Annotated in this window: 25 protein-coding genes; 13 read left to right on the top strand and 12 right to left on the bottom strand. The window is 40.3% G+C overall.

The features are described from left to right. Positions 1 to 78: 78 nt before the first annotated feature. The 5 genes from glpD (at position 79) to QRN39_RS03020 (ending at position 6,709) form a co-directional block, all read left to right on the top strand. Positions 79 to 1,740, top strand: coding sequence for a glycerol-3-phosphate dehydrogenase (gene glpD / locus QRN39_RS03000; protein WP_113386892.1), 1,662 nt, complete (start codon positions 79 to 81; stop codon positions 1,738 to 1,740). Positions 1,741 to 1,882: 142 nt separating this feature from the next. Continuing rightward, complete coding sequence (locus tag QRN39_RS03005; protein ID WP_284906187.1) at positions 1,883 to 3,628, top strand: phospho-sugar mutase; 1,746 nt, start codon at positions 1,883 to 1,885, stop codon at positions 3,626 to 3,628. Positions 3,629 to 3,779: 151 nt separating this feature from the next. Further along, the gene (locus QRN39_RS03010) at positions 3,780 to 4,925 is read left to right on the top strand and encodes a GAF domain-containing sensor histidine kinase (protein ID WP_106035894.1); all 1,146 of its coding nucleotides are present in this window, start codon (positions 3,780 to 3,782) and stop codon (positions 4,923 to 4,925) included. Next, positions 4,922 to 5,572: a response regulator gene (locus QRN39_RS03015; protein WP_003212112.1), complete on the top strand. Its 651-nt coding sequence runs from the start codon at positions 4,922 to 4,924 to the stop codon at positions 5,570 to 5,572. The genes QRN39_RS03010 and QRN39_RS03015 overlap by 4 nt, the downstream gene beginning before the upstream one ends. Positions 5,573 to 5,824: 252 nt before the next feature. Further along, the gene (locus QRN39_RS03020) at positions 5,825 to 6,709 is read left to right on the top strand and encodes a GNAT family N-acetyltransferase (protein ID WP_284906188.1); all 885 of its coding nucleotides are present in this window, start codon (positions 5,825 to 5,827) and stop codon (positions 6,707 to 6,709) included. A 35-nt stretch (positions 6,710 to 6,744) separates the two neighbouring features. Here the strand turns inward: QRN39_RS03020 and QRN39_RS03025 are convergent, their stop codons facing one another. Then, complete coding sequence (locus QRN39_RS03025; RefSeq protein ID WP_024426598.1) at positions 6,745 to 6,993, bottom strand: YhdB family protein; 249 nt, start codon at positions 6,991 to 6,993, stop codon at positions 6,745 to 6,747. 128 nt (positions 6,994 to 7,121) lie between these two features. Between QRN39_RS03025 and QRN39_RS03030 the strand changes: the two genes are divergently transcribed. Further along, positions 7,122 to 7,505, top strand: a complete 384-nt coding sequence (locus QRN39_RS03030) for a YqzG/YhdC family protein (RefSeq protein ID WP_137054851.1) — start codon at positions 7,122 to 7,124, stop codon at positions 7,503 to 7,505. Between the two features lie 238 nt (positions 7,506 to 7,743). On the opposite strand, the gene QRN39_RS03035 is transcribed toward QRN39_RS03030, so the two are convergent. Together QRN39_RS03035 and QRN39_RS03040 are read right to left on the bottom strand one after the other, a co-directional pair. Then, positions 7,744 to 9,219, bottom strand: a complete 1,476-nt coding sequence (locus QRN39_RS03035) for a catalase (RefSeq protein ID WP_284906189.1) — start codon at positions 9,217 to 9,219, stop codon at positions 7,744 to 7,746. 159 nt (positions 9,220 to 9,378) lie between these two features. Next, positions 9,379 to 9,810 (bottom strand): Rrf2 family transcriptional regulator, encoded by a 432-nt coding sequence (locus tag QRN39_RS03040; protein WP_050945422.1) that lies wholly within the window; start codon positions 9,808 to 9,810, stop codon positions 9,379 to 9,381. Between the two features lie 183 nt (positions 9,811 to 9,993). Here QRN39_RS03040 and QRN39_RS03045 point away from each other — a divergent pair, with 183 nt between their 5' ends. Then, positions 9,994 to 11,193, top strand: a complete 1,200-nt coding sequence (locus tag QRN39_RS03045; protein WP_284906190.1) for a globin domain-containing protein — start codon at positions 9,994 to 9,996, stop codon at positions 11,191 to 11,193. Between the two features lie 67 nt (positions 11,194 to 11,260). Further along, entirely contained in the window at positions 11,261 to 12,685 is a 1,425-nt protein-coding gene (locus QRN39_RS03050) for a SpoVR family protein (RefSeq protein ID WP_373466169.1), read from the top strand. Between the two features lie 46 nt (positions 12,686 to 12,731). Here the strand turns inward: QRN39_RS03050 and QRN39_RS03055 are convergent, their stop codons facing one another. After that, positions 12,732 to 14,096 carry an alkaline phosphatase gene (locus tag QRN39_RS03055; protein WP_284906191.1) on the bottom strand — a complete coding sequence of 455 codons (1,365 nt, stop codon included), beginning with the start codon at positions 14,094 to 14,096 and terminating at the stop codon, positions 12,732 to 12,734. Between the two features lie 354 nt (positions 14,097 to 14,450). Between QRN39_RS03055 and QRN39_RS03060 the strand changes: the two genes are divergently transcribed. Next, a complete protein-coding gene (locus tag QRN39_RS03060) occupies positions 14,451 to 15,284 on the top strand; it encodes a C40 family peptidase (RefSeq protein ID WP_050945418.1) in 834 nt (277 codons plus the stop codon). Between the two features lie 135 nt (positions 15,285 to 15,419). On the opposite strand, the gene QRN39_RS03065 is transcribed toward QRN39_RS03060, so the two are convergent. From QRN39_RS03065 to QRN39_RS03075, 3 genes are read right to left on the bottom strand one after another with little or no spacing between them, the layout of a single operon-like run. Beyond that, positions 15,420 to 15,710: a hypothetical protein gene (locus tag QRN39_RS03065; RefSeq protein WP_003212420.1), complete on the bottom strand. Its 291-nt coding sequence runs from the start codon at positions 15,708 to 15,710 to the stop codon at positions 15,420 to 15,422. Further along, complete coding sequence (locus QRN39_RS03070) at positions 15,698 to 16,756, bottom strand: anti-sigma factor (protein WP_003212471.1); 1,059 nt, start codon at positions 16,754 to 16,756, stop codon at positions 15,698 to 15,700. The genes QRN39_RS03065 and QRN39_RS03070 overlap by 13 nt, the downstream gene beginning before the upstream one ends. Then, positions 16,749 to 17,240, bottom strand: coding sequence for a sigma-70 family RNA polymerase sigma factor (locus QRN39_RS03075; protein WP_003211938.1), 492 nt, complete (start codon positions 17,238 to 17,240; stop codon positions 16,749 to 16,751). The genes QRN39_RS03070 and QRN39_RS03075 overlap by 8 nt, the downstream gene beginning before the upstream one ends. Before the next feature lie 372 nt (positions 17,241 to 17,612). Between QRN39_RS03075 and QRN39_RS03080 the strand changes: the two genes are divergently transcribed. Next, positions 17,613 to 18,215 carry a lysophospholipid acyltransferase family protein gene (locus QRN39_RS03080; RefSeq protein ID WP_003212102.1) on the top strand — a complete coding sequence of 201 codons (603 nt, stop codon included), beginning with the start codon at positions 17,613 to 17,615 and terminating at the stop codon, positions 18,213 to 18,215. 39 nt (positions 18,216 to 18,254) lie between these two features. Here QRN39_RS03080 and QRN39_RS03085 read toward each other — a convergent pair whose 3' ends face one another. Together QRN39_RS03085 and QRN39_RS03090 are read right to left on the bottom strand one after the other, a co-directional pair. Beyond that, positions 18,255 to 19,586, bottom strand: a complete 1,332-nt coding sequence (locus tag QRN39_RS03085) for a hemolysin family protein (RefSeq protein ID WP_034620023.1) — start codon at positions 19,584 to 19,586, stop codon at positions 18,255 to 18,257. Between the two features lie 58 nt (positions 19,587 to 19,644). After that, on the bottom strand, positions 19,645 to 20,085 hold the full coding sequence (locus QRN39_RS03090) for a MerR family transcriptional regulator (RefSeq protein ID WP_034620022.1): 441 nt from the start codon (positions 20,083 to 20,085) through the stop codon (positions 19,645 to 19,647). 334 nt (positions 20,086 to 20,419) lie between these two features. Between QRN39_RS03090 and QRN39_RS03095 the strand changes: the two genes are divergently transcribed. Further along, complete coding sequence (locus QRN39_RS03095; RefSeq protein WP_003210868.1) at positions 20,420 to 21,802, top strand: hemolysin family protein; 1,383 nt, start codon at positions 20,420 to 20,422, stop codon at positions 21,800 to 21,802. Positions 21,803 to 21,892: 90 nt separating this feature from the next. Then, positions 21,893 to 22,285: a hypothetical protein gene (locus tag QRN39_RS03100; RefSeq protein WP_003211103.1), complete on the top strand. Its 393-nt coding sequence runs from the start codon at positions 21,893 to 21,895 to the stop codon at positions 22,283 to 22,285. Here QRN39_RS03100 and crcB (QRN39_RS03105) read toward each other — a convergent pair. From crcB (QRN39_RS03105) to QRN39_RS03115, 3 genes are read right to left on the bottom strand one after another with little or no spacing between them, the layout of a single operon-like run. Then, positions 22,282 to 22,647: a fluoride efflux transporter CrcB gene (gene crcB / locus QRN39_RS03105; RefSeq protein WP_284906192.1), complete on the bottom strand. Its 366-nt coding sequence runs from the start codon at positions 22,645 to 22,647 to the stop codon at positions 22,282 to 22,284. The two genes, QRN39_RS03100 and crcB (QRN39_RS03105), sit on opposite strands and share 4 nt — an antisense overlap. Then, on the bottom strand, positions 22,648 to 23,043 hold the full coding sequence (crcB, locus tag QRN39_RS03110) for a fluoride efflux transporter CrcB (protein ID WP_212046118.1): 396 nt from the start codon (positions 23,041 to 23,043) through the stop codon (positions 22,648 to 22,650). A 5-nt stretch (positions 23,044 to 23,048) separates the two neighbouring features. Then, positions 23,049 to 23,765 (bottom strand): glycerophosphodiester phosphodiesterase, encoded by a 717-nt coding sequence (locus tag QRN39_RS03115; RefSeq protein WP_050945413.1) that lies wholly within the window; start codon positions 23,763 to 23,765, stop codon positions 23,049 to 23,051. Positions 23,766 to 24,072: 307 nt separating this feature from the next. Here QRN39_RS03115 and QRN39_RS03120 point away from each other — a divergent pair, with 307 nt between their 5' ends. Further along, positions 24,073 to 24,174 carry a YhdX family protein gene (locus QRN39_RS03120; RefSeq protein WP_008359843.1) on the top strand — a complete coding sequence of 34 codons (102 nt, stop codon included), beginning with the start codon at positions 24,073 to 24,075 and terminating at the stop codon, positions 24,172 to 24,174. Positions 24,175 to 24,239 lie beyond the last annotated feature (65 nt).

A 24,239-nucleotide genomic window follows, 5' to 3' on the forward strand; every position in this document is an offset into this window, starting at 1 on the left:
AGGCACCGAAGTGTAGAAATACGCTTTGGGTGTTTGCGGTCTCTTTTTCTTTACCGTACAACATGGGAGGAACAAGAGATGACTTTTTCTAGCTTAGAAAGAGAACAAATGCTGCAGGAAATGACAAAAAAACCATATGATGTGTTTATCATTGGTGGGGGTATTACAGGCGCGGGTACAGCACTTGATGCGGCTTCACGCGGAATGCGTGTCGGTCTTGCAGAAATGCAGGATTTCGCAGCAGGTACATCTAGCCGCTCAACGAAACTAGTGCACGGTGGACTTCGTTATTTAAAACAATTTGAAGTAAAAATGGTCGCAGAGGTCGGTAAAGAGCGTGCCATTGTATACGAAAACGGTCCTCATGTAACAACACCAGAATGGATGCTTCTTCCGATGCATAAAGGCGGGACATTCGGTAAGTTTTCAACATCCATTGGGCTTAGAGTGTATGACTTTTTAGCTGGCGTCAAGCATAGCGAACGCAGAAGCATGCTGAGCGCGAAGGAAACACTTGCAAAAGAACCGCTTGTGAAAAAGGACGGCTTAAAAGGCGGCGGCTACTATGTTGAATACCGTACGGACGATGCACGCCTCACAATCGAAGTTATGAAAGAGGCTGTGAAATTCGGAGCAGAAGCGGTCAACTATGCGAAAGTAAAAGAATTTATTTATGATAAAGGCAAAGTTGTCGGTGTTGTCATTGAAGATGTCATGACGCAGAAAACATACGATGTATATGCGAAGAAAATCGTCAATGCGACAGGTCCGTGGGTCGATCAACTAAGAGACAAGGATCACTCAAAAGAAGGGAAGCACTTACAGCATACAAAAGGTATTCACTTAGTATTCGACCAATCAGTCTTCCCATTAAAACAAGCGATCTACTTTGACACACCTGATAAACGGATGGTCTTTGCGATTCCAAGAGAAGGCAAAACGTACGTTGGTACAACAGATACAGTGTACAAAAAGCAGCTGGAACATCCGCGTATGACCAAAGCAGATCGTGATTATGTCATCAATGCGATTCAATACATGTTCCCTGATCTCAATATTACAGAAAAAGATGTTGAATCTAACTGGGCTGGTCTTCGTCCACTCATTCATGAAGAGGGCAAAGACCCTTCAGAAATTTCTCGTAAGGATGAAGTATGGACATCATCTTCAGGCTTAATCACCATTGCTGGCGGTAAATTAACAGGCTACCGCAAAATGGCTGAGCATATTGTGAATCTTGTACGTGATGGACTAAAAGAAGAAACAGGCAAAGACTTTGGACCATGTAAAACAAAGCACATGCCAATTTCAGGCGGTCATGTAGGCGGATCTAAAAATATGGCTTCCTTTGTCCAAGCGAAAACAGCAGAAGGTGCATCTGTTGGTTTAACAGAACCGATTGCTCAAAAACTTGCCGAAAAATATGGCTCAAACGTCAGCAGTCTCTTTAAGCGTGTAGAGCAGCTTCAAGGTGAAGCAGACAAACGAAACATTCCAGCGTATGTACTCGCAGAGCTTGTCTATGCAATCGAAGAAGAATTAGCTGTTACTCCTGTCGATTTCTTCTTAAGAAGAACAGGAAGCCTACTATTTAATATCAACTGGGCAAAAAAATATGCACAGCCTGTCGCTGATTATATGGCAGAGCGTTTTGGCTGGGATGAAGCAGTAAAACAGAAGCATCAAACAGAACTAGATCAACTATTCCATGAAGCAGTTGTACCGCTTGATGCTGAATAAAAGAAAAGCCGATCATGCATCGGCTTTTTTATTTGTTCGCATTTTCTTCATCTCCCAATGATATAGCATGACATAAAGGATGATTCCATATAAAATAGCAGTAGAGGTTATTTTATTGATGATAAGAGCTGGGAGGACGACCATGAGTTGGAAGACGAATTATGAGCGATGGATCAATGAGAAGCACCTGGATACTGAGCTAAGGGAATGGCTGGAGGCACATCAAGATAATCAACAAGCACTTGAAGACTGTTTCTACAAAAACCTTGAGTTCGGTACTGGAGGAATGCGCGGGGAGATTGGTGCTGGTACGAACCGAATGAATGTGTACACGGTTCGTAAAGCATCTGCAGGTCTTGCTGCGTATATTGCGAAACATGGAGAGGATGCAAAAAGAAGAGGCGTCGCCATTGCATATGATTCACGCCATAAATCGCCTGAATTTGCGATGGAAGCAGCCAAAACACTTGCCTCGCAGGGCATCCAAACATACGTGTTTGACGAACTGCGTCCAACACCGGAGCTTTCCTTTGCTGTTCGAGAGCTGAATGCATTTGCTGGGATTGTCGTAACAGCAAGTCATAATCCACCAGAATATAATGGCTATAAAGTATATGGAGAAGACGGCGGACAGCTGCCGCCACTTCAAGCAGATCAAGTCATTCAAGAAGTAGATGCAATAGAAAATGAACTGTCGATTTCAGTTGATTCAGAAGAAACGTTAAAGCAACAAGGGCTGATCAACATGATCGGAGCAGAAATCGATCATGCTTATATTGAAAAATTAAAAACCATCAGTGTGCACCCTGAGCTGGCAGATGAGGTCGATGTCAAAGTCGTTTTCACACCGCTTCATGGTACGGCCAACGAGCCTGTCCGAAAAGGGCTTCAAGCTTTAGGCTATCAGCATGTAACCGTTGTACCTGAACAGGAAAGACCAGATCCACAATTTTCAACAGTGACATCGCCAAATCCAGAGGAGCATGCAGCATTTGAGTATGCGATCGAGCTTGGCGAAAAGCAGAATGCCGATATCCTCATTGCAACAGACCCAGATGCGGATAGGCTAGGTATTGCGGTCAGAGATCAAGATGGAGAGTTTACCGTCCTAACAGGCAACCAAACAGGAGCCCTATTGCTCCATTATTTATTGTCTGAAAAACAAAAGCTTGGTCAGCTGCCGCCTCGTCCCGTTGTGATGAAAACGATTGTCACAAGTGAGCTTGGGCGTGCTGTTGCTTCAGCATTTGGTGCCCATACGATTGACACGCTTACTGGTTTTAAATTTATCGGTGAAAAAATCAAGCAATTCGAAGAGAGCGGAGAATACACGTTTCAATTCGGGTACGAAGAAAGCTATGGCTATTTGATCGGTGACTTTGCTCGAGATAAAGATGCGGTGCAAGCAGCGCTGTTAGCTGTCGAAGTCGCTGCTTTCTATAAAAAACAAGGCAAGTCCTTGTACGATGCGCTAGTTGATATTTTCAAGGAGTTTGGATTTTACCGAGAAGGGTTAAAGTCGTTAACCTTAAAAGGAAAAGAAGGAGCAGAGCAAATTTCAGCGATCCTTCATACCTTTAGAACAAATCCGCCAGCTGCTATCGCGGGTCAGCGCATCACTGTCATCGAGGATTACCAATCAAGTCAAAGATATCTGATTGCCGAAAAGAAAGAAGAAACCATTCACCTTCCAGCATCAAACGTGCTGAAATATTTCCTTGAGGATGGTTCGTGGTTCTGCTTAAGACCTTCCGGAACTGAGCCTAAAGTGAAATTTTATATTGCCGTCAAAGGTACATCGTTAACAGATAGCGAAGAAAAGCTGAAGCATTTGTCAGAAGAAGTGATGAAAGTCGTTTATGAAATTGTGGAAGAAACAGCTAAATAAACAAACAAGGCCATTGTGTGAATACATGATGGCTTTTTCTCCATCAAAAGGATGAGAAAAAATCATCCTTTTAGCGAAAGAACCGGCAGAATGCTCATGATATAATGAGCGTAATGAAAAGAGAAGGCAGCAAATGCCGGGGGTAAACAGTATGGGAGAATATCAAGAGAAGGTTGAAACATTAAAAACACTAAAAGAAATTGCTGAAAAGCTAAATGAAGGCTTGGAAATAAAAGATACGCTTCATGAAGTGCTCCATATGCTGATGGATGTCACAGGCTTTCATTCCGCATGGATTTATTTTATAGAAAAAGACGGCTCGTACGAACTGATGGCAGAGGTCTCCTTACCAGAAGCGCTGGCAAAGCATCAAAAGCAGCTCATGTGCCAAAACGATTGCTATTGCATCAATCGATACACAAAGGGCTCACTCCAATCAGCCACAAACATTATGAATTGTAAACGCATCGAAACGGCGGTTAAAAAGCAGCTTGGGGATACTGAAGGAATTACACATCATGCGACGGTTCCCCTCAAAGCATGTAAGCGTACGTTCGGGTTATTGAATGTGGCGGCAAAAGGAAAAGTCACATTTACGCAAGAAGAATTGAACTTGCTTGAAAGCATTGCGCTTCAAATTGGTACCGCCATTCAACGGATGAAGCTTGTGCAAAACGAACATCAGCATGCTCTTTTGGAAGAAAGAAACCGGCTTGCACAGGACTTACATGATTCCGTTAACCAAATGCTATTTTCAGTCAGCCTGACTGCTAAAGCCGCCCGTCAAATGACAAACGATCAGAATCTAGGGGAAATGATTGATTTTATTCAGCATTTGTCACAAGATGCACTGGTTGAAATGCGTTCACTCATTTGGCAGCTAAGGCCAAGAGGACTTGAAAAAGGATTCACAACAGGGATTCAAGAGTATGCAAAGCTTTTAGGATTACGCTGTACATTATCGTTATCAGGTTGTATGGAGATGGATCATACTCAGCATGAAACGTTGTTTCGGGTATGCCAGGAAGCGCTGAATAATTGTCAAAAACATGCGGAAGTAGAGGAAGTTAAAGTCCAGCTGGAACAATCAAAAGACACGTTTGAGATGAAAATCATCGACCACGGTAAAGGGTTTCAGTATGACGAGCAAATGAGCCTCCCTTCTCTTGGTCTGAAAGGGATGTCTGACCGTATCAAAAGAGCTGGTGGAACATTTTGTATAGAGTCTGAGCTCGGTAAAGGGACCACTATTCAAGTGAAGGTGCCATTTTCTCAAGAAAGGAAGGGGTCGTCATGAGAGTTGTCATTGCAGATGATCATCATATTGTGAGAAAAGGGCTTGTGTTTTTCCTGCAGACACAGCCTGACGTCGAAATTGTTGGTGAGGCTTCTAATGGAGAAGAAGCATTAGAAATTGTCAGACAAACGCGGCCTGACATCGTTCTCATGGATTTATCGATGCCTGTAATGAATGGCATTGAGGCAACGAAACAAATGACGCTGGAAATGCCTGATACCCGCATTGTGATCCTGACAAGTTATGCGGATAAAGATTATGTTATTCCCGCCATTCAAGCAGGGGCAAAAGCCTATCAGCTCAAGGATGTAGCGCCAGAAAAACTTCTTACGACAATGATTGACGTACAAAAGGGCACCTATCAATTAGATGGTCATATCACCAATTTTCTTGTGCAGCATTTGACTGAGCCAAAAGAGCAAAAATGGGAGTTAATGAAAGAGCTGACCAATAGAGAGCGAGATGTCTTATTCGAAATTGCAAAGGGGAAAAGCAATAAAGAAATTGCCTCATCCTTGTTTATTTCTGAAAAAACTGTCAAAACGCACGTATCTCATGTATTATCAAAACTAGAGCTGGCAGATCGTACCCAAGCGGCTCTGTATGCAGTGGATTATCAAAAAAGTCAGCCTAAAGAGCTGCTATAATAGAAGGGAATTTAGTCGTTATGCTAAAACTTTTAAGCGCACATTCAGTTCAATGAATTGAATAAAAAGAGCACGGTTGTTGGTTTATTTGACGTGCCCTTTTGCGTGAAAAGAGAAGCATGTCCAGTCTAATTTCTAAAAGTAGAACGATAAAAGACTTGATGAGTATATGCTCATCAAGTCTTTTTTTTATTTTGAAGGAGGTGATAAACCGGCTGACTAAAGGTGAAATGATAAAAGGAGGAAATGAGCATGGAGACATATGAATTAGTGAGTGATTATCGTCATAATGAAAAATTGAAAGAAAGCTTTAATAAGCTAGCGATCAATACATTTGATTTGGATTTTAGTGACTGGTACAAAAGAGGGTATTGGGATAAAAAATATATTCCTTATTCCTTTGTCCATCACGGGAAAGTGATCTCAAACGCTTCCGTTTACCTCATGTCACTGATCATTGATGGAAAAACGTATCGAGCTGTTCAAATTGGCACGGTGATGACGGATCAAGCCTATCGCCATAAAGGATTAGCGACAAAGTTAATGGAGCATATTATGGATACGTACGAACATGATTGTGATTTGATTTTTCTTTTTGCCAATGAAACTGTACTGGATTTTTATCCAAAATTCGGCTTTACACGGTACCACGAAAGTGAGTTTAGTCTAGATATCAGCAAAAGCGCCATTCATATAAAAAAGGACATGCGTCTCAAGCAGCTGACATTGGAACATGACCTGCCATTACTTGAACAGTTCGCAGAAAAACGCCAAACGGGCTCAAAGAAATTAGACGCTAAGTATCATGGCAGCTTATTGATGTTTTATTTTACATTGGTTTGGCCGGATGCCCTTTTCTATATTGAAGCGTTGGATACGATTGTTCTGATGAATGAAGAAAATGAAACCATACATGTCTTTGATATCATTTCTCTCGATCCACAAAATATAGAGGAAGTTGTTGCACATATTGTGAATGAAACGACGGAAAAAGTGATGTTCTATTTTACACCTGATACGTCAATTGACGGCTTACACTCGGTGAAGGCACCAAATGACGAGGATGCGCTGTTTGTTTATACAAAACGAGATTGGGTAAAAGGCCACTTTATGCTTCCAATCACTGCGCACTGCTAAATGTATGTAAAAAGGCTGATAATCAGCCTTTTTCTTTATGTGTACATCGGTTGTGAATAAACTTCAGAAGCAGCGGCCTCTGAAGCATGGTCAATGTACTGCAGGAGCCCATATAAACATTTTTCAACATCAGCATCGTTCCGGTTAAATTGATACGCGTGTAAGAAATGCTCAATACGTTTCGAGAGCAAGTCATCTTGCGTACGTACCATAAGAATAAGTAAATTATCCCATTGCGAGCGATGCGTATAATAAAGTGCTTTATCATAATCCGCCACATTCATCAAACCTTCTCCTTTCCCTTGAGAAGTCCTCATTAGTTTGCTCGGAACATATCGACATTTTCAGGGGAAAAGTTGGTGTCCGCATCAATCGTGTACCGGGAATTATAGGCTGAATAAATGCTTCATGTATGAAAATGGATCGATCAGCACAACATAAACAAAATATACATGAAAGTGAGATCAATGATATCATGCAGCCGAAATGGTGGGTGCCTTTTGCAGCGGGAATGGTTTTGTTTGGCAGTTTCATGATCCATCCTGCAACAAATGCAGCGACGCAGCCTGTTGAAAATTGGGAAAGACTTGCGTACACAGCGTTGCAAGAGGAATATGAAGGCGCCGTTTTAAACGATTATCAATATATCGGGCGTACACAAGTAAATGAAGATCAGACAAAGGATGTTTTTCGCGTCACCGTGAAGGAAGGCTCAACGCTTTTTGCTGCGCATGCAGAAATCTATTTTCACCCGGTGACCGGTCATTTGATTAGTATTAACGTATTCCGGTTATAAAAAAAGCACCTCTTTATTAGAGGTGCCCAGCGTGTAGACAAACCCTCGCATTCTTTGTCAGGTCTGCGCTTCGGTACTCACGAATGTCAAATTCGCTCCGCTCCGGTGCTCGCCCTGCCTAGACTGCAAAGGTTTTCTATCACGCTGAAAAGAAGACAAAGGGCTAAAATAAAAATCATTTTAGCCCTTTGTCTACAATCTGAGCACCTCTTTATTAGAGGTGCCCTTTCCGGATCAATTATTTCATGCTTCCTTGAAGGTATGAGCGGATATCCACGCCAAGTGAATCGGCTAATCGTTGTCCGTAATCTTCATCTGCACGATAGAAGTTGCAGATCGCAAGTAATTTTGTTTTGTCATTTACGTCTTTCAGGTCAGTTGTTAGGTTTTTGATCAATGCTTGTTTCTCTTCTTCTGAGTAGCTTCGATATTTTTCCCCAGCTTGTTTGAAATCGTTTGGTTTTTCAATTTTTTGTCTCACCATACGATCACCGTGAAGAACTTGTTCACTTTCTTTGTAGTGAGGATTTTCTTTTGGCTGATCATCGTAACGGTTTGGTTCATAGTTAATATGACCGCTTGGACGAGTCGTTGTCATAAAGCCATCCTGCTGATTATTGTGTACAGGTGCATAAGGACAGTTCACCGGAATGCGCATATAGTTGGCACCAAGACGATGACGCTGCGTATCTGGATAAGAGAACAGACGACCTTGAAGCAATTTATCTTCAGATGCTTCAATTCCTGGAACAAGTGCACTTGGTGTGAAAGCAGCTTGCTCTGTTTCAGCAAAGAAGTTCTCAGGATTGCGGTTCAGTGTCATGCGTCCTACTTTTTGAAGCGGGTAATCTTCTTCGCTCCATGTCTTTGTTGGATCACATGGATCATAATCAAGATCATCATAATCGCTAAGCGGCATCAACTGGACATATAAGTCCCATGCTGGGTAGTTGCCATTTTCAATGCGGTCATATAAGTCTCTTGTCGCATGCTGGAAATCATTCGCTTGGGTTTCTGCTGCTTCTTCCATAGATAAATTACGAATACCTTCTGAAGGTCTCCAGTGATATTTCACATATTTTGTTTCACCATATTTGTTGACCCATCTAAATGTATGCACACCAGAACCGCGCATTTCAGCGTAGCTCGCAGGGATTCCTTCATCAGAGAAGAGCCATGTGAGCATATGAGTGGATTCAGGTGTTAAGGTCATAAAATCCCAATAACGGTCAGGATCTTGGATATTGGTTACAGGATCTGGCTTGAGAGAGTGAACCATATCAGGGAATTTCAATGCATCACGTATAAAGAAGATCGGCAAGTTGTTACCAACTAGATCATAGTTGCCTTCTTCTGTGTAAAATTTGACAGCAAAGCCGCGCGGATCACGCAATGTTTCAGGTGAACCTTTAGGATGAATAACTGTTGAGAAGCGAACAAAAACATCTGTCTGTTTTCCTTCTTCACTTAAGAAGGCTGCTTTTGTATGTTTCTCCATACTATTTTCAACTTCAAACACACCATAAGCGCCGGCGCCTCTCGCATGAACAACACGCTCTGGAATGCGTTCACGATCGAAGTGTGCAAGTTTTTCAATCAAATGGTAATCATCAAGAAATGTAGGTCCGCGGTGACCAGCTGTTCTTGAGTTTTGGTTATCGCCAACAGGTACGCCTTGGTTCGTTGTCAAATTTTTATGATTTGAATTTGTCATTCTTTTCTCCTCCTGTAAACAAAAAAATGGTTTCTAGCAATCTATATACCCTAATTATATTGAATCAAACATGATAGTCAATATCTATTTATAATAATTTTAAATTAATTATTATTACAAGAAGGTAAAGAAAAAGACGAAAGAATAGAATTCTTTCGCCTAAAGGAGGAGCTCTCTAAGAGCATCTTTGTTTTGAGTTAAGTCTTTTAATGTGTATTGGTCAAGAACGCGCAAGTAAGCAGTAAGTGCTTCATGAAGTACATGCTTTAATGAACAAATCGGGGAAATGATACAGCTGTTTTTCCTTGGATCAAAGCATTCAACCATGACTAAATCATCCTCTGTATAACGGACAACCTCTCCAATGTTAATGCTTTCTGGGCTTTTCCCAAGCCTAATTCCGCCATTTCTTCCACGGATCGTTTCAACATAGCCGCGTTTTCCAAGATGATAAATCACCTTTGTCAGATGATTTTTAGAGATGCCATAAACATCGGCGATCTGCTGAATATTTGACAGTTCATTGTTCTCTCTTGATGCTAAATAAATGAGTACTCTTAATGAGAAATCTGTATAATTCGTTAGTTTCATTTTGACGACCTCTAAACCTGATAGAGTTTTGTATTATCGTAACACATTTTAGACAAAAACTGTTCGAGAAAGTGTTAAATGTGTCAATGTTTAAAACATGTATTATAAATATTGCTTTTATAAGCTGTCATCCGTTACGATAAAGATGTATTTAAAATACATCTTTTGAAAGAAGGAATGACGATGTTATCTATAGATCAAATGAATGCTATTAAACAATCAGCCCCTCTATTAAAAGGCGAGGGAACCAACCTTGTGACTGTTTTTTATCAAAATATGATTCGTCAGCATCCAGAGCTACTCAATCAATTTAATCAAACAAACCTCATGAACGGAAGTCAGCCAGAGGCGCTTGCTGCGACACTATACCAAGCTGCACTGCACATCGATCGATTAGAAGAATTACTTCCTGCGGTCAAACAGATTGCCCATAAGCATGTCAGTGTGATGGTCAAAAAAGAGCAATATCCAATCGTCGGATATTACCTAATTGAAGCGATGAAAGAAGTGTTTGGTTTAACGGAAAAAGATGACACGCTTTTAGCTTGGAAGGCCGCATATGACATCATTGCAAATATTTTTATCACGATTGAAGCAGAAATGATGGAGGTGAATGTAAAGCAACCAGGTGGATGGGCAGATGTGAAGCCGTTTGTGATAAAGAAAAAGGTACAGGAATCTCCAGCGCTGATCTCCTTTTACTTAGTACCAGAAGATGAATCAGAGCTGCCAATGTTTGAAGCAGGTCAATATATTACGGTTCAGGCAGATATGCCAGGTGAGGCTTATATGTGTAGCAGACAATACAGCTTATCAGATCACCATCATCCATCTTATTACCGCATCACAGTGAAGCGCGATGGTCATGTGTCTACATTTTTGCATGATGAAATGGAAGAAGGAGACGTTCTTCAAGTGAGTATGCCGCAGGGAATGTTCTGCTTGCAAGAAGCCACAAAAGAGCCTGTTTATTTCATTAGTGCTGGTTCTGGAGTCACGCCAATGATCGGTTTATTGAAAACAGCAGCGCAAAACAGCCATCCATTTACAATGATTCATGCAGATCGATTAGAGGATGTCACCGCTTTTGAAAATGAATTTGAAAGCGTTCTAGCATCAGCTCCGCATGGCCGCATCATGTTATGTAATGAACAATTTGCGAAGTCTGGTAAGGGTGAGCTTGTTGAAAAGGCAGCTTCCCGCATTGACCGTCTATTTCTTCAATCAGTGGTTGGAGAAGGGAAAGGCCAATTTTATCTATGCGGATCCCCGGTGTTTACACAGGAGATGATTTATATACTAAAAGAGCTGGGAATTCCAGAACAGAATATACATTTCGAGTCATTCGGCGGGCAATCCACAAAAGAAATGGAAGTCGTCTAAACGAATGGCGGAACATCATGTTTTTTTAGATACGCTCATATAGTAGGGATAAGTCCGATGAGGAGGGATGGTTTCCTTGAGCGTATCAGAAAAACGTCTTTTACAAAGAGCCATTGATGAAATTACAGAAATTGCAGAAGGATTTGGTCTAGATTTTTATCCGATGAGGTATGAAATCTGTCCCGCGGAAATAATTTATACGTTCGGTGCATACGGAATGCCAACACGATTCAGCCACTGGAGCTTCGGGAAACAATTTCATAAAATGAAGCTTCATTATGATTTAGGATTAAGCAAAATTTATGAGCTGGTCATCAATTCAAATCCTTGCTACGCCTTTCTACTTGATAACAACACGCTTGTTCAGAATAAATTAATTGTGGCTCATGTACTGGCACACTGTGATTTCTTCAAAAATAATTGCCGTTTCCAAAACACAAAACGAGACATGGTAGAAAGCATGTCAGCTGCGGCAGAGCGGATCAAAGAATATGAGCATCTTCATGGAACAAAAGAAGTTGAATCCTTTTTAGACGCCGTATTGGCTCTTCAGGAGCATATTGATCCGTCTCTTGTTCGTTCAAAACTAAGCTGGAATATCGGCGATGAAGAAGAATATGAAGATGACCAACCAAAGCGTCAGACGCCGTATGATGATTTGTGGGGAATGGATGAGCCGAAAATACGTGAGAAAAAGAAAATCGCCAAGCCATTTCCGCCAAAGCCGGAAAAAGATATTTTACTCTTTATTGAGGCGCACTCCCGGGAGTTAGAGCCGTGGCAGCGCGACGTCCTCACGATGCTGAGGGAGGAAATGCTCTATTTTTGGCCTCAGCTAGAAACAAAGATTATGAATGAAGGCTGGGCATCGTATTGGCATCAGCGGATAATGCGAGAGCTTGATTTGGATTCAAATGAATCGATTGAGTTTGCCAAATTAAATGCTGGCGTGGTGCAGCCGTCAAAAACAGGCATCAATCCTTACTATTTAGGTTTGAAGATTTTTGAAGATATCGAAGAGCGCTATGACAACCCATGTGAAGAATTAAAAAAAGCAGGGGTGACAGAAGGATCGGGCCGCAGCAAAATGTTTGAAGTAAGGGAGATTGAATCAGATATTTCCTTCATTCGAAATTACTTAACAAAAGACCTTGTGATGAGAGAAGATTTGTACTTGTTTCAAAAACAAGGGAGAGATTATAAAGTCATCGATAAAGAATGGAAGGCTGTTCGTGATCAGCTAGTCAGCATGAGGGTCAATGGCGGCTTTCCTTATTTGACCGTGATGGATGGCGACTATTTAAAAAACAATGAACTCTATATTAAACATTGGTATGAGGGCATTGAACTAGATCTGAAATACTTAGAAAAAGTACTCCCATATTTGCATCAGCTATGGGGAAGAAGTGTGCATATCGAATCCATTCTTGAAGGAAAAGAAGTCATGTTTTCGTATGATGGAAAAGGAGTTCATAGAAAATATCTCGCATAAAAAAACAAAAAAAGATGTCTCTTAGCAGACATCTTTTTTGTCAGTTTTATTGGTTTTTCAGCAGCTTGAAAATGTGTTTTGCTTGATCGGTGTTTTCCATCAGACCTTTTAGCTTTTGGCTTGTTGGGCCATACGCAAAGAATGGCACTTCATCGCCCGTATGACCTGATGTGGTCCAGCCTGTATGTGATCTCACGTTGATCACTTCTTCAATCGCATCATCAATTTTAACAGTATCCTTTGTTTCAGCGGCCTTTTGAATAGAGGCCATTTCTTCTGTTGTGAAATCAAGATCGATATATTGTTTCAGCGCTGATTCAACAGGCATGCCACTGACGATTTTGTTTGCGATAAAATCTGGGGTCTTTTTCGCTGCTTTTACCGGTTTGTAATCCCAGCTACCTGAGCCGTCTGCCCCAAAGGAAAGTCCGCCAGTTGAATGATCGGCAGTGGTGATGACTAACGTATTTTTATCCTTTTTTGCAAAACGAATCGCTTCTTCAAATGCTTTTTCAAAATCCTTCATTTCACTCATGGCACTCACAATATCATGATCATGTCCTGCCCAGTCAATTTGACTGCCTTCGACCATAAGGAAAAATCCATTTTTGTTTTTAGACAGCTGTTTAATGGCTGAGGATGTCATGTCTTGCAGGGAAGGGGTCTTTTTATCACGATCAATCGCTTTATCAAGACCGCCATCAGCAAAAATGCCTAACACCTTTTGGTTTTTGTTTTTTTGTAAGGCATCTTTATTGGTGACATAATCATATCCGGCTTGCTTAAATTCCTTCGTTAAATCACGATCCTTTCGGACAAAATCGACGAGACCTCCGCCAAGCATGACATCGACTGTATGCTGTTTACCGATTTTTTCATCGAAGAAATCATCAGCGATGGCTGCTGTGTTTTTTCTCGATACATCGTGAGCCGCATACGCAGCAGGGGTGGCATTTGTTAATTCAGAGGTCACGACAAGACCCGTCGATTTTCCTTTGCGTTTGGCTTCTTCTAAAACGGTTTTTAATTTTTTGCCGTTTTTGTTTACACCAATGGCATTGTTGTATGTCTTTTTACCAGTTGCCATAGCTGTACCAGCTGCGGCAGAATCAGTGATATTGCTTTTCGAGTCGTTAGGGTATGTTTTATGCATGCCAGTAAGGTAAGGGTCAAACGCTGTTTGCTTTGAAAGGTCTCCGTTGTGCTTAAATGAACGGTAAGTTGAAAGATACGGTGTTCCCATGCCATCCCCGATCAGCACGATCACATTTTGTACGTCATTTTTTGGCTTCTTTTTAGCCTCTGCCTTGTCAGCCTGTCCAAATTCAATTCCTGAAAAAATGCCAATCGATAGCACAGATGCTGCCGCCATTGCAGCGATTTTCGTTTTCGAGCTTTTCAACACACTCATTCATTTTGCCTCCTCAATGTTTATGTATCGCTCTTACGTTTACAATGGTAGAGCAGAATTGTGGATTCCCATTTACAGGATCGTAAAGTTCCCTTTAAAATTGTAAAGGCCCACTTTACATAGAATGAGCCAAAAAGAGAAATGAATGTATCATTTATCCATGACAAGATGCGTTTATTTTGTCATGATTGTGTAATGAAAATGAAATATAAAGAACCCTAAAAAAAAATAAATTTTGCCGAATTAATAAGCATAATGTCGTAGGAAGTCAAGACTATTTCTTCTGGTATTTGATCCTTATAATAGTAAGTAGATAAAAATTCGGATCTCGATAGATACATACAGGAGGAACAAATGAAAAAACAATTGATCACAGCTGCAAGTGCAGTTTTACTTGGGACGACATTATTTGCCGGAGCTGCCTCAGCACAATCAGTAAAAGTTCAAAAAGGTGACTCTCTTTCTGTTCTAGCGAAAAAATATAAGACAAGCGTGAGCAAGATTAAATCAGACAATAAGCTGAAATCTAACACGATTTATGTTGGACAAACGTTAAAAGTAAATGGTACTGCCGCAAAAAAAACAACGAAAACATCCAAAACAACAACAAAAGTAAAAGCGGCGTCAGCCACAGCCACTCATAAAGTTGTGAAAGGTGATACATTATCTAAAATCGGCAAAAAGTACGGCATGACTGTAAAAGAGCTGAAATCGTTAAATAAACTCAAAACAAACCTGATCAAAATTGGGCAAAAGCTAAAGGTCAAAAAATCGTCTAAAAAAGTGAAGACAACACCTGTTAAAGAAAAAACAGTTTCTGCTTCTTCTTTAAACACGTCTAAGCTTGTATCGGATGCTAAAGCGCACAATGGCACACCATATAGATGGGGTGGAACGACACCAAAGGGCTTTGATTGCAGCGGGTTTATGTGGTATATCATTAACAAACAAAAAAAGATTTCGAGACAAACAACTGAAGGTTTTTGGGGATCAATGAAAAGCGTATCTTCTCCAAAGGTTGGCGATTTTGTGTTCTTTACAACATATAAATCGGGTCCGTCTCACATGGGTGTCTACATTGGGAACAACAAGTTTATTCATGCTGCTTCAGATGGTGTGACGATCAGTGATATGAATTCAAGCTATTGGAAGCCGATTTACCTTGGAGCGAAAACATTTGTAAACTAATTTATTTTAAGAGACTGCTGATGAAGCAGTCTTTTTGATTTGCGCTGTAGACTTAAGAACATAAATCGATATTCAAAAAAGCCCGTGCGACTTGGCATTAGTCAAGTAACACGGGCTTTTCATTTTGAGAACGGCTTAAAAGCCTAATTGAAGATCGACATCGATCGATACGATGGCATAGACACAAAGAATGACAAAGATATTCAGTACGACACCAAGGAACCCAGGACCCGTACGTCCTTTTTTAATGAACAGTTCAATAATGCCAAATGGAACTGCCGCCATTGCAAAAGGAAGCATCTGAAAAGAATAAAATGTCACATTACTGATAATGGCGAGGTTCAGCATGAGCAGAGATAATATCGCTGTACCGACAGAAATCCAGCCAAATACATTATGCTCTTTAAAAATTCTTACCAATTCCATAATTCCACCTCGCTCACTTTTGCCGTTTTAATGCGTTTTGTCTTCACGAATTTCTCGATTTCTTTCGAAGGACCTGTGATCACAGAGCCATAAATCGTGACACCATTTTGATTGATATAGCGTATGCGGTTTGACAGATCCAGTTCAGATCTGCCAGAGATCGTTTTTGCCCAGGTTGGGTGCTGATTGACATAAGTAAGGGCATCTTTAAATTGATCTACCTCTGTTTTTGATGTGTGCTGAAGCTCTTTTAAGAATTCAGAGTCTCTCCCAGGAAAGCCAATTGGCCGCTGATTCTCGCTTAATGAATCCTCTGTTTTAATCGCATTCCAGAGCACTTTCATATCATATTTTTTAGCAAAGGAATAAACGTCCTTTGGTGTATACGCTTTGTCATAGGAGACATACACTTCACTGACTGTTCCTTCAGGAAGCTTGTCTAAAGTAGTGAGTGTTTGTTTTTTTGATGCATCTGCCTGAGTAGAAGGATGGGTAAAGAAATCCTCCGTATCGCGTGCGCTGTCACCATAATATGAGATGGTAGGCTGCTTTAATTTATCGAAAAACATCTCGATTTGCTCACTGCCAATGGCTTCTGTTTTATTGCCAATTTGTTTTTGCAGCTTCAATTCGGTGTTCATTCCAAAAAGCTTGACTTGGCCTTTTAAATCCTTCATATCAATCGCCACGTTTGGTTTCGTCAAAGCGACTGTTACAGCGGCTGTTTCCATGAAGTGATTCCCTTTGCTCTCTGCTCCGCCAACGCCGTAGTATAGATAACTTCCTAATGTACAAAGCGGTAAAATAATAAGTGTAGAGATGACAGCAAGTACAGAAATACGTAAATAAGACTTTCTTTTTCCGTATTGCAAGATGGCTTTTTGCTTTTCAGGACTGATGGAAAAATCGGTCCAATCCGAGTCGTTCAGTTCCTGACTTAAGCGTTTTTCGTTTTCTTCAAGCTCTTCTTCAAACGCTATCATTTCTTCCTCGTTCATCTCACCATTATTATATTGTTCCCATCGCTTGTTAAACTCTTCATTCATCATTAACACCTCTGTTGTAAAGTGCTTTTAGGCGCTGCCTTGCACGAAATAAAACACTTTTAAAATTTGCTTCAGTAATATTCATGACCTTGGATGCTTCCTTGTAATTCAGTTCTTTTAAATAATACAATGTCAACGCTTCCTTGTAGTTATCTGGAAGCTGTTCCAAATACATGTTGAGGACTTCTTTTATTTCAACCTGTTCAGCAGGGCTTTGTACAGACGTTTGTAAAAGGCCGCCAATAAGATCATCCGATATGGTCACTTCTTTTTTATGTTTCCTGACATAATCAATAAAAGCATTTCGTGCCACCTGAAATAACCAAGGTTTCACTTTGCTATGGTCGTAGGAATGAATATGTATATAAGCACGCATAAAGGTTTCCTGCAATAAGTCTTCTGCCAAATGTTTGTCTTTTGTCATGGAGAGCAGAAACCTGTAAACATCGTTCATATACATTTGATAAATTTCATCGATCGTCACTGATTTTTCTCCCCTCTATGTTATACACGCATAAGAAAGGCATAAAGTTGCACGAAACTTCTCAATACCGTACAATACTCATTTCTTTCGCCGAATCAAAATCATTTCTCCTTATCATAGCGAAATTTGCGTCATTTATAAAGCATTTTCAATAGAACAAATCAGGAAAAAACCTTAAAAAACGACAAAATTGGACACAATTCCTCTTCTATTCTCTCCTAAAACCATAGACCTGAATACAGAAAGAACGATGATTTAGAAAGAAAAATGATGTGATGGTTTGGCTGTTTCATGAAAATTTTAGTACCAGGTAATAAAAAATTTGTTATAATAGAAACAAATCCTTCATTCTTCAAACAAAGGAAGTGCACTATGTATAAATTTTCAGGCTATACCATTAAAGTAGTATTTACTCTCCGAGGCGGAATCAAAGTATATCAAAAAGAGAATCTGCCAACGGATCGGGGATTTGTCATTGCATGTACACATGAGGGTTTTGTGGATGTTCTTGCATTAGGCGCAGGAATTCTTCCGTTTGAGATCCACTACATGGCGAAAAAAGAATTGTTTGCAAACAAATGGATCGGTGGATTTTTAAAGAAGATTCATGCCTTTCCAGTTGATCGAGAGAATCCTGGGCCAAGCAGTATTAAAACGCCCATTAAATTATTAAAAGAGGGAAAGATCGTCGGGATTTTTCCAAGCGGAACACGTACAACAGAGGATGTACCTTTAAAAAGAGGTGCGGTTACTATTGCACAGCTCGGTAAAGCGCCAATCGTTCCAGCAGCGTACAAAGGACCGTCCAATGCGAAAAGTCTTTTCAAAAAGGGGAAAATGCGCTTAATTATTGGTGAACCGATTGAGCAGTCAGAATTTGAGCATCTGCCGCCAAAAGAACGATTAGGTGCCATGACGGAAGTATTAAACACGAGAATTAAAGAACTTGAAGCTCAATTAATGGAAAAGGCATAAGAAAAACGACCGCTTGCTTTGGCAAGGGTCGTTTTTTTCTTAAGAAGCGCCTTCTTCAGCGGCTTCTGCTAATTGTTCATTTAACTTTTTGACCTCGATATATACCACATGGTGTCCATCGACTTCATTAATGATAAATTCATAGCCTTGCTCACGAATGGTGTCATTTTTCTCAACTTCATATTTCTGAGTAAGGAACCAGCCGCCGATCGTATCGACTTCTTCGTTATCAAGCTGCGTACCTAAGAGCAGGTTGACTTGGTCCACTAGAACCTTTCCATCAAAGATGTAATGGTCTTCTCCAAGTTTACGCACTTCGTTGATTTCATCCATATCGAATTCATCACGAATTTCACCGACGATTTCTTCAAGGATGTCTTCTACAGTCACAAGACCAGCTGTACCGCCGTATTCATCTGATAAAATCGCCATGTGTACACGTTCACGCTGCATTTTGAGCAATAAATCATGTACAGGAACGGTTTCAATCACATGAATAATTGGATTGACAAACTTTTCGATCGTATCACTTGTAGAACACTCACCGCTAATGCATGCAGTAAGAACCTCTTTAATGTTCAGAACACCAATCATATTATCTTTATCGCCATCTTCAATTGGATAACGTGTATATTTCTCTACCTTGGTCACCTTCAGCATTTCCTCAATGGTAATATCATGAGGGAAGCTGACAACTTCGGTACGAGGAATCATAATTTCTTTCGCCAGACGGTCATCAAATTCAAAAATTTTATTTACATATTTGAATTCAGACTGGTTAATTTCGCCGCTTTTATAGCTCTCTGATAAAATAATCCGCAATTCTTCTTCAGAGTGCGCCATGTCATGCTCAGAAACTTGCTGAAGACCGAACGCTTTTGTTAACAAACGAGCAGATCCATTTAATACCCAGATAAACGGGAACATCACTTTGTAAAAAATCATGAGCGGTCTAGCAAAAAGAAGAGATACTTGCTCCGCCTTTTGAATGGCGAGTGTTTTTGGTGCAAGTTCTCCAACCACAACGTGTAAAAACGTCATAATACTAAACGCAATAATAAAAGTGACAATAGAACTAGCTGATTGAGGAATGGACAGCTCTACAAATAGTGGAGCAAGCATGTGCGCAATTGTTTCTTCCCCTAACCAACCAATACCAAGGGCGGTAATGGTAATACCGAGCTGACAGGCCGACAGATACTCATCAAGGTGAGTCGTGACATGCTTGACAGCAACTGCTGTTTTATTACCTTCTGCGATTAACTGATCAATTCTTGAGCTTCTTAAGCGAATGATCGCAAACTCTGATGCAACGAAAAATGCGGTTAAAGCTATAAGCAAAGCAACTATAAGTAAATTAACTATGTCCAATTAAGGCCTTCGTTCTGACTTTGAGAACGAAGGTAACACCTCCTGTTTAGTAAAAATTTTAACTTAACAGCAGTAAAAATGATTGGACAGCCGTCATCTTCTCAGGTGTAAGCTGCTCTTTTAATTTTTCACGTTGTTCTGGTTGAAGCTGCTTACAACGTACCAAAATGCGGTCCATGTGCTCGTTCATCCGATCGATATCAGATGTTAAATGGACAAGTTCATCAGGATCTTCCTTTTGAGAAGGGAATTGTTCATCTAATCTGGATTTGATGTCAGAAAGAGCCAATCTCTGCTGTTTGCAAAGAACGATTAATTGTAATCGTTTTAAAGCATGTTCATCGTAATAACGATAATTTGAGCAAGATCTAACAGGCGCAAGCAACCCTAGATTTGTATAATAATCTACAGTACGTTTCGTCACCTGTGCAATCTGTGCTAGTTCACCAATACGATACTTTTTCTCAGCCCCATCTGAACATCTCCTCCTAACCGTCACGTTATAGTTTATGAAAATAGTTTAATATAATTCTAGCCTGAAATACAAGTTAATTGTTCATATTTCCTGCCGATATGAAGAGGAGAAAGGGATTTCTCAGTCTAAATTGTCCTGTCAAATTTAACATAGTGATACAGGAATTTTCAGATTATTTATGGTAAGATAAAATGAAGACCGTTTCATATATATGTAGAGAAGCGGATTTATACGTGAACCGGAGGTGGTTAAGTGGGGCCCTCAATATAGTCTTATTTAATCAGTTAACCGTTTTGCAAAACATAACATCATCAATCAGGAGGTGACTCCTTGTTCTTCTAAGAAAGAGCAAGGTTAAATGGACGATATTGTTAATCTGAGTATAGTCGGTGTTTTGATTGCTTTAACAGCTTTCTTTGTTGCATCTGAATTTGCCATAGTAAAGGCAAGAAGCTCAAGAATTGATCAGCTTGTTGCCGAAGGGTCTAAAAAGGCCATCGTGGCGAAAAAGGTGACATCAAGGCTGGATGAATATTTGTCAGCCTGTCAGCTCGGTATTACAGTGACATCCCTTGGTTTAGGGTGGATTGGTAAGCCAGCTGTAAAAGAACTTTTGGTTCGAGGTTTCGGTTTGACAAACATTCCTGATTCAGCAATCAGCCTGATCTCAGCAACACTTGCGTTCTCTATTATTACCTTTTTGCATGTAGTCGTCGGTGAGCTTGCACCAAAAACACTGGCGATTCAAAAGGCGGAAAAAATGACGCTCTGGCTGTCAGGCCCGCTGCATGCATTTTATATCCTAATGTTCCCTTTCATTTATGTGTTAAACGGGTCAGCCCGTGTTCTAACCAAAATGATGGGCATCGATATGGGGTCTGAAAAAGAACAATCCCATTCTGAAGAGGAATTAAAGATTTTATTATCTGAGAGCTTAAAAAATGGGGAAATCAACCCATCAGAATATAATTATATGAACAAAATTTTCGACTTTGATAATCGAATTGCCAGAGAAATCATGGTACCGCGGAGAGAAATTTGTGCCATTCCAGAAGATATGCCGCTGGATGAAATCCTCTCCATCATGACGCAGGAGAAGTATACACGCTTTCCTGTGTTTTCAGGAGATAAAGACCATGTCATCGGCATGCTGAACAAAAAGCAGCTCTTTGCAGATCTTGTGTATCAAGGAGAAAAAGATCAACTGAAGATTCAAGATTATATATATCCAGTGATTGAAGTCATTGACACGATTCCTATTCAAGAGCTTCTTGTCAAGATGCAGCGCGATCGAATGCATATGGCGATTTTAACCGACGAATATGGCGGAACGTCTGGACTTGTCACAACAGAAGATATTTTAGAAGAGATTGTTGGAGATATTCGAGATGAATTCGATGAAGATGAGCAGCCGGTTATTCAAAAAAGAGCCGATCATCATTATGTTTTAGATGGCAAAGTCAGATTAGATGAAGTTCAAGATTTGATCGAAATGTCATATCATGATGAAGAAATTGATACAATAGGCGGGTTAATCTTAAATGAGAACATTGATATCCGAGAAGGACAATCCATTTATCTTGATGATATTCGGATGAAGGTCTTGGAGATGGATGGACGCTATGTGAAAAAGATCGACCTAAAGAAAGGCGTCACATCATCAGAAAAAGGAAATACACGCACAGGGCTTGATATAAAAGAGCCGCTGTTAGTAAATGAAATGACCTTGAGCGAAAAATAAGCTCAAGGTTTTTTTTAGGTATTTAGTCTCTTTTTGCGAATGCTTGTTCGGGTTATAATGAGAACAAACGTTCGATAAAGGGGGATGGATATGCTTTGGTATGAAACAGCCAGTATCACGGAGAAAAAAACCTCAATGAAACGAATTGAGTTTCATTTGAAGAATTTTAAAAATTACCAGGCAGCGATTTTAAATATCGAAAGACAGCTTGAAAAAAGAAATCCGCATCATTTGGATCACATGACACGGAAGAAGTTAGAAGAGCAAAAAAATCAGTATGAACTCATCGTTGCTTGTATTGAAACAGCACTAAAAGAGTTGGATGAGATAGAGAAGCAGCTCATTGATTACAAATACTTTCGAGATTGGCGGATGGCCAAGTGTGCGATGGAAATCGGCTACAGTGAAAAAACCCTCTTTTTAATGAAGCGCCAGCTTATGGATCAATTGCTCATTAGCTTAGCTGCGATCACCAATATTTAAAAAAGGTGTTGTCCTATTTGATAGAACGCAGTAAAGAAACAGAAAGACCCGATGATTGTCGTCAATAAGTAGACAGCAAGTTTTCCGATTTGCCGCTGCTGTAGCATGGTCGCAGACTCTACACTAAACGTAGAGAATGTTGTAAAGCCACCGAAAAAACCTGTTCCAATGATCACAAGCAGCGGATGATTAGCAGTCACGGCACCTGTCAGTATACCTAAACCGGCAGCACCTAATAAGTTGATGAGAATAATACTGTACGGGAAACGAGCATGAGACTTAGATTTCTGTATCGTTTGGCTAATGAAAAAACGAAGGACGCTGCCAATCCCGCCGGCAATAGCTGTATATAAAACGATCATTTATCTGCCTTCTCTCTGCTGCTTATTTTGATGAAAGAGTCGTTGAGCTAGCATTAGTCCACATAAGGCAGCCGCTACTCCTGCAATGACTGAGAGCAGGATGTAGATCACACTTGAAGTGATTTGCCCGGTCTGTAATAAAAGAATCGTTTCTTTAGAAAAAGTGGACATTGTCGTAAAACCTCCGCAAAATCCTGTTCCGATCAAAGCGGCAAGATATTTTTTTCTCTTTTGGAACATAAAATATCCTGTTGAAAAACCAAGAAGCAGACTGCCTGTCACGTTTTCGATTAGCGTTGCATAGGGGAATGTTTGGCTGACAATCGATTGGCTTAGTTCATATCTGCAAAGTGTCCCAATCAGTCCACCAATAAATACGGCAAGATACGCTTTCATTTACATCATTTCTCCTTTAGAAAAAATAGCGGATGATCCGTCACGACACCATCAACGGGATATTTTTTAATCCGATCGGCTGTTTTTTGATCTTTCACAGTCCATATAAACACATCCATCCCGAATGTGTGGATGCGGTCTATCCACCATCTATTGATCATCGTTTTTTTCATATTAAGACAATTTGCAAACGAGCTGTATGCCGTTAACTTTCTTTTCGTCAGTTTAAATGCATTAGGCTTTATAATCAAAGCTGTTCGAAGAGAAGGGGCGAAAGCTTTGATTCTTTGCAGTGCATGATCGTCAAAAGATTGAATCATGATATGACGAGAATAGGCAAACCGATTGACGATGCGGGCAACTGCCTTTTCAATTCCTATCTGCCGTTTTGGGTGTTTGATCTCGATCAATATCCCGATCCGCTGGCTGTATCTTTCAAGAATTTCGTGTAATGTTGGAATTCGTTCATTTGTGTACTGTTGGTCAAACCAGCTTCCTGCGTCCAGTTTTTTCAACTGATCGAGTGTATAGCTTTTGACTAAGCCGTTCCCGTTCGTCGTTCGGTCAACTGTATCATCATGGATCACGACGACGTGCTGGTCCAATGTGAGCTGTACATCTAATTCAATATAATCTGCACCCTGCTGAACAGCTAAATCAAATGCAGCAATTGTATTTTCTGGGGCAGCGCTTGATGACCCTCTATGCGCAATAATATACACATGCTCCAGCTCCCTGACTTAAGTTCTGGTCTTATCATATCAAATGCTTTACCGTTTTTCCTTCTTTACTATATGGACGAAAGAAGAGCTGTATGTAATGGTGAATTGGATTGCTAAGAAAGTATGAGAATACAAATGTAAAAAGTTGCAGGAATATCCCAAGCCATGATTGAGTAAATCTGAAGTACATCAATTTTTTCTTCGATCAATTTTGTCCAAATCGTCAGCGTTCGCCAAAATATTAGTGCTTTCGTCATGTTGACTGAAAATTCTGATGTTTTATAATGATGAAAAGGAGGCGAGATGATTGGGTAAAGGGAGAATTAGAGTGGAAGAACGTATTAAGGTCGAAACGGATGCTGAAATGTTTAAAGCGACTCTCCTTGATCAGGCTCAGAAGAAAAAGTAGTTTGCTGCCCGTCGATATGTCTCTAGCCAAAATTTCATAATTGAACATCATGCCTCGGGACTGAT

It is taken from the genome of Bacillus sp. lyk4-R2A-2 (assembly GCF_030209735.1).
Lineage (GTDB): Bacteria > Bacillota > Bacilli > Bacillales > Bacillaceae > Bacillus > Bacillus pumilus.

What these genes read in the sequence shown, in the direction of transcription:
- QRN39_RS03020 (WP_284906188.1), top strand. Translation starts at nt 5,825, where the DNA reads ATGGAGACATATGAATTAGTGAGTGATTATCGTCATAATGAAAAATTG.
- QRN39_RS03035 (WP_284906189.1), bottom strand. Translation starts at nt 9,219, where the DNA reads ATGACAAATTCAAATCATAAAAATTTGACAACGAACCAAGGCGTACCT.
- QRN39_RS03080 (WP_003212102.1), top strand. Translation starts at nt 17,613, where the DNA reads ATGTATAAATTTTCAGGCTATACCATTAAAGTAGTATTTACTCTCCGA.
- QRN39_RS03100 (WP_003211103.1), top strand. Translation starts at nt 21,893, where the DNA reads ATGCTTTGGTATGAAACAGCCAGTATCACGGAGAAAAAAACCTCAATG.
- QRN39_RS03025 (WP_024426598.1), bottom strand. Translation starts at nt 6,993, where the DNA reads ATGAATGTGGCGGATTATGATAAAGCACTTTATTATACGCATCGCTCG.
- QRN39_RS03040 (WP_050945422.1), bottom strand. Translation starts at nt 9,810, where the DNA reads ATGAAACTAACGAATTATACAGATTTCTCATTAAGAGTACTCATTTAT.
- QRN39_RS03015 (WP_003212112.1), top strand. Translation starts at nt 4,922, where the DNA reads ATGAGAGTTGTCATTGCAGATGATCATCATATTGTGAGAAAAGGGCTT.
- QRN39_RS03045 (WP_284906190.1), top strand. Translation starts at nt 9,994, where the DNA reads ATGTTATCTATAGATCAAATGAATGCTATTAAACAATCAGCCCCTCTA.
- crcB (WP_284906192.1), bottom strand. Translation starts at nt 22,647, where the DNA reads ATGATCGTTTTATATACAGCTATTGCCGGCGGGATTGGCAGCGTCCTT.
- QRN39_RS03070 (WP_003212471.1), bottom strand. Translation starts at nt 16,756, where the DNA reads ATGAATGAAGAGTTTAACAAGCGATGGGAACAATATAATAATGGTGAG.
- QRN39_RS03095 (WP_003210868.1), top strand. Translation starts at nt 20,420, where the DNA reads ATGGACGATATTGTTAATCTGAGTATAGTCGGTGTTTTGATTGCTTTA.
- QRN39_RS03055 (WP_284906191.1), bottom strand. Translation starts at nt 14,096, where the DNA reads ATGAGTGTGTTGAAAAGCTCGAAAACGAAAATCGCTGCAATGGCGGCA.
- QRN39_RS03050 (WP_373466169.1), top strand. Translation starts at nt 11,261, where the DNA reads ATGGTTTCCTTGAGCGTATCAGAAAAACGTCTTTTACAAAGAGCCATT.
- glpD (WP_113386892.1), top strand. Translation starts at nt 79, where the DNA reads ATGACTTTTTCTAGCTTAGAAAGAGAACAAATGCTGCAGGAAATGACA.
- QRN39_RS03010 (WP_106035894.1), top strand. Translation starts at nt 3,780, where the DNA reads ATGGGAGAATATCAAGAGAAGGTTGAAACATTAAAAACACTAAAAGAA.
- crcB (WP_212046118.1), bottom strand. Translation starts at nt 23,043, where the DNA reads ATGAAAGCGTATCTTGCCGTATTTATTGGTGGACTGATTGGGACACTT.
- QRN39_RS03060 (WP_050945418.1), top strand. Translation starts at nt 14,451, where the DNA reads ATGAAAAAACAATTGATCACAGCTGCAAGTGCAGTTTTACTTGGGACG.
- QRN39_RS03030 (WP_137054851.1), top strand. Translation starts at nt 7,122, where the DNA reads ATGAAAATGGATCGATCAGCACAACATAAACAAAATATACATGAAAGT.
- QRN39_RS03065 (WP_003212420.1), bottom strand. Translation starts at nt 15,710, where the DNA reads ATGGAATTGGTAAGAATTTTTAAAGAGCATAATGTATTTGGCTGGATT.
- QRN39_RS03005 (WP_284906187.1), top strand. Translation starts at nt 1,883, where the DNA reads ATGAGTTGGAAGACGAATTATGAGCGATGGATCAATGAGAAGCACCTG.